This is a genomic window from Helicobacter pylori (genome assembly GCF_001998165.1).
Lineage (GTDB): Bacteria > Campylobacterota > Campylobacteria > Campylobacterales > Helicobacteraceae > Helicobacter > Helicobacter pylori_DL.
In genome coordinates this window covers 1-10,154 of record NZ_MTWR01000064.1, presented here as the reverse complement: position 1 = coordinate 10,154, position 10,154 = coordinate 1, and the positions used below count along the sequence as shown (strand labels likewise).

Below are 10,154 nucleotides of genomic sequence, written 5' to 3'. Positions count from 1 at the left end.
CCTTTAAGAACGAGCTTTAAGTTAAAAAATCTAAAGAGCGTTAGAGTTTTAAATGAGGCTTTAGCAGGCGGTATTTGATTAAAACCAATCCAAGATACTCCAATAATGATAAAAATAATCGCTTAAATACCGCTTAAATAAGGTAAAATGAAACCAAAATAAGCCTATAAAAAAGGGGAAATCATGGCGCTTGAAGTGGTTTTATGGGATTTTGATGGCGTGATTTTTGACAGCATGCATTTAAAATATGAAGGGTTTAAGGCGTTGTTTCAAAAGCATGGCAACAAGAATCAAGAGAGTTTGAAGCAATTTGAAGTTTATCATTATCAAAGTGGGGGGATTTCAAGGAATGAAAAAATCCAATATTTTTATAACGAGATTTTAAAAACCTCTATCGCTCAAGAAGAAGTGGATGCATTAGCCCTAGAGTTTGGCACTATTATAGAACAAAAGCTTTTTGATAGGGGGCATTTGAATAGCGAAGTGATGGCGTTTATTGATGAGCATTATAAAAATTATATTTTCCATATCGCTTCAGCGGCCTTGCATAGCGAATTGCAAGTGTTGTGCGAGTTTTTAGGGATCATTAAGTATTTTAAGAGCGTTGAAGGGAGTCCGCCTAATAAACCCAAGATCATCGCCAATATCATTCAAAAATATGCCTATAACCCAAGCCGCATGCTAATGATAGGCGATAGCGTCAATGACTATGAAAGCGCTAAGGCTAATAAAGTGGCGTTTTTGGGTTACAACAGCAAGGTTTTGAAAAATTTAGTGGGGCAAGATGGCTATCAAGGGAAGTATTTGGAGAGCTTTAAGGGGTTTGATTTGCAAAACTTCAAGCAAGAGTGAAGCCGCTTGATCAGCCAAGTTTGTCTTTGTGCTGGCTCATGTCAATGATGACTTCACAGCGTTCAATCGTGCTTAAGCGGTGGGCGATAACGATTAGGGTTTTATTTTTGGCGATTTGATAGATTTCATCCATGATTTTACTCTCGGTTTCATTGTCTAAGGCCGAAGTGGCTTCATCTAAAACCAAAATTTCAGGGTTATCGTATAAGGCTCTTGCGATGCCTATGCGCTGTTTTTGACCGCCGCTAAGCTTAGTGCCCCCTTCGCCCACTTGGGTTTTAAGGCCCTCATGCTCGCATAAAAAATCATAGATATGAGCCATTTTACACACTTTAATCAAGCGTTTTTCATCAATCGTGCTCCCAAAAGCGATATTATCCCCCACAGTGCCATCAAAAAGGTAAATATTTTGGGGGATATAGCCTATTTTTTTACGCCATGAGCGCCTGTTTTCTTTGGTTAAAAGGGTGTTGTCAATAAAAATTTCCCCACTTTTAGGGTAGGTAAGCCCCATAATAATATCCGCTAGCGTGGATTTCCCGCACCCGCTATGGCCTATAAGAGCGACTTTTTGACCTTTTTGAATGGTGAGATTAAAATTTTTTAAAACCGGGTGTTTTGACTTGTAAGCGAATGAAATGTTTTGGAGAGTGATTTTTTCATTAAAATCTAAAGGGACTAAATCCTCTTCAATAATGGTCTTAGAAAGGCTTTTAAAAACAACATTGGTCGCAAGCTGGTTGTAAGCGATTTCATTATAATAGCTGATCACTCCAGTTACAGAAGGGAGTATGCGATAAAGCGCTAGGGCATACATAGAAATGGTAGGGAGCACCATTCTAGCTTCGCCGTATTTGAATAAGATGTAAGCGACCGCTAAAATCAACAAACTAAAGCCCACGGTTTCTATTGAATACCTGGGGACTACTTGCAAAGTAGAGTAAATAATCTCAGTGTCATGGGCTTTACGGCTGTTTTCTCCAAAAAGCTTGTGGGCTTCTTCGTGGTTGTCTTTGAGTTTAGTGATCTTGAAATTGCTGAAAAATTTTGAAAAGACTTTAAGCGTTTGCGCTTTGGATTTGGCGGCCATCTCACCCTTTTTTTTGATAAGGACGGTGACTTTTTTGACAATAAAAAAAATTTGTAAGGCGAGGATCGTGGTAAAAACGAGCGTTATTTTCCAATTGGTCAATATGAGCGTGGAATAGAAAAAAACGATCACGGTTATTTCGGTCAGTAAACTCAAAAAAGCGTTAAAGCTCATAAACATGCCCTCCGCTTTATTGTTGATAATGTCTCTTAAAGAATCCAAATTGTAGTTAAGATGGGAGAGGTAGTTGCTTTTAATGTGTTGTAAAAAAAGTTGTTGTTTGATTTGATAAGCTTTCTTATTGGAAAAACGCCCTCTTAAATAGGTAAAAAACACCCCATAAAACATCCTGAACAAATAAATCCCCACCAAGCAAAAACTAAAGAAATACATGAGACGAACGGGAGATGAAAAATGGAAAAAATCATAGACCATTTTCCAGTCTTTATCGTCTAAAGCCCTGCTGGGATCGGAAGCGAGAGTGATAAAAGGCATTAGGAGGGTTAGAGACATCACTTCCACAAAAGAAGAAAAAACAGCCATCAGCACAAGCAGGAAAAAAACCATTTTTTCCTTGAAAGTGATGAGCATGTAGATTTGCTTTAAAGAGCGTAAAAAGTATTTTAAAGTAGAAATTTTATGTTTTTTTTTCGCCATAATTTAAGTGTCCATAAATTCTTTTATATGTAATAAGCTTTGAGCTGTGTTAAGCCAAATTGAGCTAGATTATAGCTAAATTTTAACCATGCTCTGTGCCATACGAATAATTTAGCTTTCTGTCATCATTTCTTGACAAGTCAAGTATAAAACTGCTATAATCCCAAGTCTTTGATTATTTTAGTTGCTGGCTTAGCTCAGTTGGTAGAGCAGCTGCCTTGTAAGCAGCAGGTCGGGGGTTCAAGTCCCTTAGCCAGCTCCAGTTAAAATGTTATTTTGTGAAGTTTTTGGTGAGATACTCAAGTGGCCAACGAGGGCAGACTGTAAATCTGCTGACTATGTCTTCCGTGGTTCGAATCCACGTCTCACCACCATTTTGTTTTTTTAGATGCGGGAATAGCTCAGTTGGCTAGAGCATCAGCCTTCCAAGCTGAGGGTCGCGGGTTCGAGTCCCGTTTCCCGCTCCATTTTTAGGACAATGTTTTAGTTTTTGAGACGCCTATATAGCTCAGAGGCAGAGCACTTCCTTGGTAAGGAAGAGGTCGGCGGTTCAATTCCGCTTATAGGCTCCAGTTTATAATCTCTTGAATGGCGATAAGACAAAAATGTCTTAAATTTTGTAGTAGCATTTAGGAATACTTAGGATTTTGTTTAGTATAATTCTAAAATCCATTTCAAAAAATTAAGGAGAAATACAAATGGCAAAAGAAAAGTTTAATAGAACTAAGCCGCATGTTAATATTGGAACCATTGGGCATGTAGACCATGGTAAAACGACTTTGAGTGCAGCGATTTCAGCGGTGCTTTCTTTGAAAGGTCTTGCAGAAATGAAAGACTATGACAATATTGATAACGCCCCTGAAGAAAAAGAAAGAGGGATCACTATCGCTACTTCTCACATTGAATATGAGACCGAAAACAGACACTACGCGCATGTGGATTGCCCAGGGCACGCTGACTATGTAAAAAACATGATCACCGGTGCGGCGCAAATGGACGGAGCGATTTTGGTTGTTTCTGCAGCTGATGGTCCTATGCCTCAAACCAGAGAGCATATCTTATTGTCTCGTCAAGTAGGCGTGCCTCACATCGTTGTTTTCTTAAACAAACAAGACATGGTAGATGACCAAGAATTGTTAGAGCTTGTGGAAATGGAAGTGCGCGAATTGTTGAGCGCGTATGAATTTCCTGGCGATGACACTCCTATCATAGCGGGTTCAGCTTTGAGAGCTTTAGAAGAAGCAAAGGCTGGTAATGTGGGTGAATGGGGTGAAAAAGTGCTTAAACTTATGGCTGAAGTGGATGCCTATATCCCTACTCCAGAAAGAGACACTGAAAAAACTTTCTTGATGCCGGTTGAAGACGTGTTTTCTATTGCAGGTAGAGGAACTGTGGTTACAGGCAGGATTGAAAGAGGCGTGGTGAAAGTGGGCGATGAAGTGGAAATCGTTGGTATCAGACCTACACAAAAAACGACTGTAACCGGTGTAGAAATGTTTAGGAAAGAGTTGGAAAAAGGTGAAGCCGGCGATAATGTGGGCGTGCTTTTGAGAGGAACTAAAAAAGAAGAAGTAGAACGCGGTATGGTTCTATGCAAACCAGGTTCTATCACTCCGCACAAGAAATTTGAGGGAGAAATTTATGTCCTTTCTAAAGAAGAAGGCGGGAGACACACTCCATTTTTCACCAACTACCGCCCGCAATTCTATGTGCGCACGACTGATGTGACTGGCTCTATCACCCTTCCTGAAGGCGTAGAAATGGTTATGCCTGGCGATAATGTGAAAATCACTGTAGAATTGATTAGCCCTGTTGCGTTAGAGTTGGGAACTAAATTTGCGATTCGTGAAGGCGGGAGAACCGTTGGTGCTGGTGTTGTGAGTAATATTATTGAATAATCTTACTCATATGGAAGTGAAAAAGTTACCATAAAGGTCGCTAATAAAGGGTTATCATGAAAGTTAAAATAGGGTTGAAGTGTTCTGATTGTGAAGACATCAATTACAGCACCACTAAGAATGCCAAGACTAACACTGAAAAACTGGAGCTTAAAAAGTTCTGCCCAAGGGAAAATAAGCACACTCTTCATAAAGAAATCAAATTGAAGAGTTAGCTCTTTCTTTTGCGTTGCAATTTAAAGGGAGGGGAGATTAGGTCAGTAGCTCCAATGGTAGAGCGTCGGTCTCCAAAACCGGTTGTTGGGGGTTCGAGTCCCTCCTGGCCTGCCATCTACTAATTTATTCTATCAAATTTTATGTTTCAATTGGGTTATTTTTTGAGTTTTTTAATTTTAGTTTAAGCTAATTTTGGATAAAATTGAAAATTCTTTTAATTAAATGTATTAAGTTTAAGTGAGGGCGAAAAGAAACTATGGATAAATGGCTCATGCAATATAAATTAGCTAGAGAAGAGCTTTCTAAAGTGATATTTCCTATTAAGGAGCAGATACGCAATGCGCTTGTTTCTGTTTTGGTGGTGGTGAGTGCTATCACGCTGTTTTTAGCTTTGTTGGATTTTTCTCTAGGGGCTTTTATCTCTAGTGTTCTATAGGTTGGTGGCTTTAAATAAGGAGAATAATGATGGATTGGTATGCTATACAAACTTATTCAGGGAGCGAGCAGTCCGTTAAGAAAGCGATTGAGAATCTAGCGAACGATCATAATATAAGAGATAGGATACAAGAGATTATTGTGCCTACTGAAGATATCATAGAGGTTTCTAAAAAAAGCAAGACGAAAGTAACGGAACGAAGCCTTTATCCTGGGTATGTTTTTATTAAAGTGGATTTAGATACGGTTTTGTGGCACAAGATACAGTCTTTGCCAAGAGTGAGTCGTTTTATTGGAGAAAACAAAAAGCCAACCCCATTGAGTGAAGCGGATATTGGGCATATTTTGGAAAAAATGAATAACCGAGCAGCCCCCAAGCCCAAAATCTTTTTTGAGCAAGGCGAAGTGGTGCGCGTGGTGGAAGGCCCTTTTGCAAATTTTACCGCTACGGTGGAAGAGTATGATGTGGAGCACCGCAAGCTCAAGCTCAATGTTTCTATTTTTGGCAGGAACACTCCAATAGAGATTTTGCATTCGCAAGTGGAAAAAATTATATAACTTTTTAAGGAGAAAACTATGGCTAAAAAAGTAGTCGGAGAAATCAAACTTCAAATCCCTGCCGGTAAGGCAAACCCTTCACCTCCCGTAGGGCCAGCGTTGGGTCAAAGAGGGGTTAATATCATGGAATTTTGTAAGGCTTTTAACGAGAGAACTAAAGACATGGGGAGTTTTAATATCCCGGTCATTATCACGGTTTATCAAGATAAGAGTTTTACCTTTATCACTAAAAAGCCTCCGGTAACGGATTTGATCAAAAAAGCTTCTGGGGTTGAAAAAGGTTCTGACAACCCGCTCAAAAATAAGATCGCAAAGCTCACCCACAAGCAAGTGGAAGAGATCGCACAATTGAAAATGGAAGATTTAAACACAAGCACCATGGAAGCGGCCAAAAAAATCGTTATGGGCAGTGCTAGGAGCATGGGCGTAGAAGTTGTGGATTGATTGGGTTTTGTTGGAATTGAAAGAAATTTTTAAGGATTAGAATCGTGGCAAAAAAAGTATTTAAAAGATTGGAAAAACTTTTTTCTAAAATTCAAAACGATAAAGCGTATGGCGTAGAGCAAGGCGTAGAGGTGGTTAAATCTCTCGCTTCAGCCAAATTTGATGAAACCGTTGAAGTAGCGTTGAGACTAGGGGTTGATCCAAGGCATGCGGACCAAATGGTGCGCGGTGCGGTGGTGCTTCCTCATGGAACAGGGAAAAAAGTGAGGGTGGCTGTTTTTGCAAAAGACATTAAACAAGATGAAGCCAAGAACGCTGGGGCTGATGTCGTTGGCGGAGACGATTTGGCTGAAGAAATCAAAAATGGCCGTATTGATTTTGACATGGTGATCGCAACGCCTGATATGATGGCGGTTGTCGGTAAAGTGGGTAGGATTTTAGGCCCTAAGGGTTTGATGCCAAACCCTAAAACTGGAACCGTTACGATGGATATTGCTAAAGCGGTTACTAACGCTAAAAGCGGTCAAGTGAATTTCAGGGTGGATAAAAAGGGCAATGTTCATGCCCCTATTGGCAAAGCGAGTTTTCCTGAAGAAAAAATCAAAGAAAACATGCTTGAGTTGGTTAAAACGATCAACCGCCTAAAACCCAGTAGTGCGAAAGGCAAGTATATTAGAAACGCCGCTCTCTCGCTCACCATGTCGCCTTCAGTGAGTTTGGACGCACAGGAATTGATGGATATTAAATAGCGTTAGGGGAGTTTTTAATCTTAGGCTGAAGATCGTAAGAGCTAAAAAGCTTAAAATTTCTTTTTTAAAAAGATAATCTTGCAGAGGTCTAGTCTAGAAAGGAGGAAAAGATGCAAAAACAACATCAAAGGCAGCATAAAGTAGAGCTAGTCGCTAACTTAAAGTCGCAATTTGCAGATGCCAAAGCCCTTTTAATTTGCGATTATAAGGGTCTTAGCGTGAAAAAGTTGGAAGCTTTAAGGAATAAGGCTCGCAATCAAGGCATTAAAGTGCAAGTGATTAAAAATACTCTTGCTCATATTGCCATGAAAGAGACCGGCTATTCTGATTTGGATTTGAAAGAAACCAATGTGTTTTTGTGGGGCGATGATCAAATCGCTCTCTCTAAACTCGTGTTTGATTTCCAAAAAGAGCATAAAGATCACTTTGTGTTGAAAGCGGGCTTGTTTGATAAAGAAAGCGTTAGCGTAGCTCATGTGGAAGTGGTTTCAAAACTCCCAAGCAAAGAAGAGCTTATGGGAATGTTGCTTTCTGTTTGGACGGCTCCGGCGCGTTATTTTGTGACCGGTTTAGACAATTTGCGTAAAGCGAAAGAAGAAAACTAAGAGCCTATGATGGCTTTAATTAAAAAAATTTGAAGGATTGGATTATGGCAATTTCAAAAGAAGAAGTGTTAGAGTATATTGGTTCATTGAGCGTTTTAGAGCTTGCTGAATTGGTTAAAATGTTTGAGGAAAAATTTGGCGTGAGCGCGACTCCAACGGTCGTAGCGGGTGCGGCTGTAGCTGGCGGTGTAGCGGCTGAGAGCGAAGAAAAAACCGAATTTAATGTGATTTTAGCCGATAGCGGTGCTGAAAAAATTAAGGTGATTAAAGTGGTTCGTGAAATCACTGGGCTTGGCCTGAAAGAAGCTAAAGACGCTACCGAAAAAACCCCTCATGTGCTTAAAGAGGGCGTGAATAAAGAAGAAGCTGAAACCATCAAGAAGAAACTTGAAGAAGTAGGTGCTAAGGTTGAAGTCAAGTAAGACTTAAAAACAGAAAGGTCTTTGTGCCTTTCTCTGCTCTAGTGTGGCAGATGATTTTGCTCCATGATTTTGTTTGTGAGCGTGTAGCCTAAAGTGGTTAGTATTGCAGGTGGGTTTTGGTATTTTTATCATGGATGGTTCTAAAGTTTAAAGATCCTTTTGCAATGCTTACTTGAATTAATGCATTAAATAACTCAAAATTTTTGATCAAAGGCTTGAAATATGTCAAAAAAAATTCCCCTAAAAAACCGCTTGAGAGCTGATTTTACAAAAACCCCGACAGATTTAGAAGTTCCTAATTTATTATTACTACAACGAGACAGCTATGATTCTTTCTTGTATTCCAAAGAGGGTAAAGAGAGCGGGATTGAAAAGGTTTTTAAATCCATTTTCCCTATCCAAGATGAGCATAACCGTATCACTTTAGAATACGCAGGTTGCGAATTTGGCAAGTCTAAATACACTGTTAGAGAAGCGATGGAGAGGGGCATTACCTACTCTATCCCCCTCAAAATTAAAGTGCGCTTAATCTTGTGGGAAAAAGACACCAAAAGTGGCGAAAAGAACGGCATTAAGGATATTAAAGAACAAAGCATTTTCATTCGTGAGATCCCTTTGATGACAGAACGCACTTCATTTATTATCAATGGGGTGGAGCGCGTGGTGGTCAATCAACTCCACAGAAGCCCCGGTGTGATTTTTAAAGAAGAGGAGTCTAGCACTTCTTTAAACAAGCTCATTTACACAGGGCAAATCATCCCTGATAGGGGTTCGTGGCTGTATTTTGAATACGATTCTAAAGATGTTTTATACGCTCGTATCAATAAACGCCGTAAGGTGCCTGTTACCATTTTATTCAGGGCGATGGATTATCAAAAACAAGACATCATCAAAATGTTCTACCCGCTTGTTAAAGTGCGTTACGAAAACGATAAATATTTGATCCCGTTTGCTTCATTAGACGCTAATCAAAGAATGGAATTTGACTTGAAAGATCCACAAGGCAAGATCATTCTTTTAGCGGGTAAAAAGCTCACTTCAAGAAAGATTAAAGAGCTTAAAGAAAACCATTTAGAATGGGTGGAATACCCTATGGATATTTTACTCAATCGCCATTTAGCTGAGCCTGTTATGGTAGGGAAAGAAGTCTTATTGGACATGCTCACTCAGCTAGATAAAAACAAATTAGAAAAAATCCACGATTTAGGCGTGCAAGAATTTGTGATCATCAACGATTTAGCGTTAGGGCATGACGCTTCCATTATCCATTCTTTCTCAGCCGATCATGAGTCTTTGAAATTACTCAAGCAAACTGAAAAGATTGATGATGAAAACGCTCTAGCGGCGATTCGTATCCATAAGGTTATGAAACCAGGCGATCCTGTTACGACTGAAGTGGCTAAGCAATTTGTCAAGAAACTTTTCTTTGACCCTGAACGCTATGATTTGACCATGGTAGGCCGTATGAAAATGAATCACAAGTTAGGCTTGCATGTGCCTGATTACATCACGACTTTAACGCATGAAGATATTATCACCACCGTTAAATACCTCATGAAGATCAAAAACAATCAGGGCAAGATTGATGATAGGGATCACTTGGGCAATCGTAGGATCAGAGCCGTTGGGGAACTATTGGCCAATGAATTGCATTCAGGCTTAGTGAAAATGCAAAAGACCATTAAAGACAAGCTCACTACCATGAGTGGGGCTTTTGATTCGCTCATGCCCCATGACTTGGTCAATTCTAAAATGATCACAAGCACCATCATGGAATTTTTCATGGGCGGTCAGCTCTCGCAATTTATGGATCAAACGAACCCCTTGAGTGAGGTTACGCACAAACGCCGCCTTTCAGCGCTCGGTGAAGGGGGGTTGGTGAAAGACAGGGTAGGGTTTGAAGCTAGAGATGTGCACCCCACGCATTATGGCCGAATTTGCCCCATTGAAACCCCAGAAGGTCAAAATATCGGTTTGATCAACACCCTTTCCACCTTCACAAGAGTGAATGATTTAGGCTTTATTGAAGCCCCTTATAAAAAGGTTGTGGATGGCAAGGTGGTAGGCGAGACGATTTATTTGACCGCTATTCAAGAAGACAGCCACATCATCGCTCCCGCAAGCACCCCCATTGATGAAGAGGGGAATATTTTAGGCGATTTGATTGAAACGCGCGTGGAAGGCGAGATCGTTTTAAACGAAAAGAGTAAAGTTACCTTAATGGATTT

The 10,154-nt window shown here is 40.1% G+C and carries 11 protein-coding genes and 5 tRNA genes; 15 read left to right on the top strand and 1 reads right to left on the bottom strand.

Annotated features, from left to right (window positions below; translation table 11 throughout):
* Positions 1-183: 183 nt before the first annotated feature.
* Positions 184-852, top strand: coding sequence for an HAD family hydrolase (locus BZK24_RS07465; RefSeq protein WP_001163073.1), 669 nt, complete (start codon positions 184-186; stop codon positions 850-852).
* Positions 853-862: 10 nt separating this feature from the next.
* On the opposite strand, the gene BZK24_RS07460 is transcribed toward BZK24_RS07465, so the two are convergent.
* Positions 863-2,599: an ABC transporter ATP-binding protein/permease gene (locus BZK24_RS07460; protein WP_077657041.1), complete on the bottom strand. Its 1,737-nt coding sequence runs from the start codon at positions 2,597-2,599 to the stop codon at positions 863-865.
* Positions 2,600-2,785: 186 nt separating this feature from the next.
* Here BZK24_RS07460 and BZK24_RS07455 point away from each other — a divergent pair.
* The 14 genes from BZK24_RS07455 to rpoB all read left to right on the top strand — a co-directional run.
* Positions 2,786-2,861, top strand: a tRNA-Thr gene (locus BZK24_RS07455).
* Between the two features lie 27 nt (positions 2,862-2,888).
* Positions 2,889-2,973 (top strand) — tRNA-Tyr (locus BZK24_RS07450).
* 16 nt (positions 2,974-2,989) lie between these two features.
* Positions 2,990-3,066 (top strand) — tRNA-Gly (locus BZK24_RS07445).
* A 30-nt stretch (positions 3,067-3,096) separates the two neighbouring features.
* A tRNA-Thr gene (locus BZK24_RS07440) sits at positions 3,097-3,171 on the top strand.
* Between the two features lie 126 nt (positions 3,172-3,297).
* Positions 3,298-4,497 carry an elongation factor Tu gene (gene tuf / locus BZK24_RS07435; RefSeq protein WP_001040574.1) on the top strand — a complete coding sequence of 400 codons (1,200 nt, stop codon included), beginning with the start codon at positions 3,298-3,300 and terminating at the stop codon, positions 4,495-4,497.
* A gap of 56 nt (positions 4,498-4,553) precedes the next feature.
* On the top strand, positions 4,554-4,712 hold the full coding sequence (rpmG, locus tag BZK24_RS07430; protein WP_000865159.1) for a 50S ribosomal protein L33: 159 nt from the start codon (positions 4,554-4,556) through the stop codon (positions 4,710-4,712).
* A gap of 39 nt (positions 4,713-4,751) precedes the next feature.
* Positions 4,752-4,827 (top strand) — tRNA-Trp (locus BZK24_RS07425).
* A gap of 142 nt (positions 4,828-4,969) precedes the next feature.
* Complete coding sequence (gene secE, locus BZK24_RS07420; protein WP_000362123.1) at positions 4,970-5,149, top strand: preprotein translocase subunit SecE; 180 nt, start codon at positions 4,970-4,972, stop codon at positions 5,147-5,149.
* 29 nt (positions 5,150-5,178) lie between these two features.
* A complete protein-coding gene (nusG, locus tag BZK24_RS07415; RefSeq protein ID WP_001846772.1) occupies positions 5,179-5,706 on the top strand; it encodes a transcription termination/antitermination protein NusG in 528 nt (175 codons plus the stop codon).
* 18 nt (positions 5,707-5,724) lie between these two features.
* Positions 5,725-6,150: a 50S ribosomal protein L11 gene (rplK, locus tag BZK24_RS07410; RefSeq protein ID WP_001085997.1), complete on the top strand. Its 426-nt coding sequence runs from the start codon at positions 5,725-5,727 to the stop codon at positions 6,148-6,150.
* Between the two features lie 44 nt (positions 6,151-6,194).
* Positions 6,195-6,899 (top strand): 50S ribosomal protein L1, encoded by a 705-nt coding sequence (gene rplA, locus BZK24_RS07405; protein WP_001085847.1) that lies wholly within the window; start codon positions 6,195-6,197, stop codon positions 6,897-6,899.
* Positions 6,900-7,009: 110 nt separating this feature from the next.
* Positions 7,010-7,504 carry a 50S ribosomal protein L10 gene (gene rplJ, locus BZK24_RS07400; RefSeq protein WP_001171721.1) on the top strand — a complete coding sequence of 165 codons (495 nt, stop codon included), beginning with the start codon at positions 7,010-7,012 and terminating at the stop codon, positions 7,502-7,504.
* A 44-nt stretch (positions 7,505-7,548) separates the two neighbouring features.
* Positions 7,549-7,926, top strand: a complete 378-nt coding sequence (rplL, locus tag BZK24_RS07395) for a 50S ribosomal protein L7/L12 (RefSeq protein ID WP_001018223.1) — start codon at positions 7,549-7,551, stop codon at positions 7,924-7,926.
* A gap of 222 nt (positions 7,927-8,148) precedes the next feature.
* The coding region (gene rpoB / locus BZK24_RS07385; RefSeq protein ID WP_077657040.1) for a DNA-directed RNA polymerase subunit beta at positions 8,149-10,154 on the top strand (2,006 nt) is incomplete at its 3' end.

Excerpts from the sequence above, each read along its gene's own strand:
- BZK24_RS07460 (WP_077657041.1), bottom strand. The coding sequence starts at position 2,599 with ATGGCGAAAAAAAAACATAAAATTTCTACTTTAAAATACTTTTTACGC.
- rpmG (WP_000865159.1), top strand. The coding sequence starts at position 4,554 with ATGAAAGTTAAAATAGGGTTGAAGTGTTCTGATTGTGAAGACATCAAT.
- rplK (WP_001085997.1), top strand. The coding sequence starts at position 5,725 with ATGGCTAAAAAAGTAGTCGGAGAAATCAAACTTCAAATCCCTGCCGGT.
- BZK24_RS07465 (WP_001163073.1), top strand. The coding sequence starts at position 184 with ATGGCGCTTGAAGTGGTTTTATGGGATTTTGATGGCGTGATTTTTGAC.
- rplJ (WP_001171721.1), top strand. The coding sequence starts at position 7,010 with ATGCAAAAACAACATCAAAGGCAGCATAAAGTAGAGCTAGTCGCTAAC.
- secE (WP_000362123.1), top strand. The coding sequence starts at position 4,970 with ATGGATAAATGGCTCATGCAATATAAATTAGCTAGAGAAGAGCTTTCT.
- tuf (WP_001040574.1), top strand. The coding sequence starts at position 3,298 with ATGGCAAAAGAAAAGTTTAATAGAACTAAGCCGCATGTTAATATTGGA.
- nusG (WP_001846772.1), top strand. The coding sequence starts at position 5,179 with ATGGATTGGTATGCTATACAAACTTATTCAGGGAGCGAGCAGTCCGTT.
- rplL (WP_001018223.1), top strand. The coding sequence starts at position 7,549 with ATGGCAATTTCAAAAGAAGAAGTGTTAGAGTATATTGGTTCATTGAGC.